A 256-nucleotide genomic window follows, 5' to 3' on the forward strand; every position below is an offset into this window, starting at 1 on the left:
TTAAATAGTGTCAGGGGTTCAAAACAAGTTGTTCCTGTAAGAAATTCACTGTCGGGAACTGGTGGTGGCAGTGTGAGATTGAGAGGTGCTCGTAAAGGTGGTGAGGGTGCTTCATTTAGGGCAGTGAAAAGAACACTTGACGTTTTTCTCGGGAGAGTGCATAGAGACACTCAAATCCAGGATATTAAGAATTACGTGAAAGATACATTCAATGTTGACTGCCTAAATATTGAAAAATTAGAGATTAAAACTGAAG

The 256-nt window shown here is 39.8% G+C and carries 1 protein-coding gene; it reads left to right on the forward strand.

Going from position 1 to position 256, the window contains the following annotated elements; translation table 11 throughout:
* A partial coding sequence (locus IEQ44_RS17345; RefSeq protein ID WP_227487674.1) for a hypothetical protein occupies nucleotides 1–256 on the forward strand: 256 nt, incomplete at both ends.

The organism is Nocardioides malaquae, from assembly GCF_015070385.1.
Taxonomy (GTDB): domain Bacteria; phylum Actinomycetota; class Actinomycetes; order Propionibacteriales; family Nocardioidaceae; genus Nocardioides; species Nocardioides malaquae.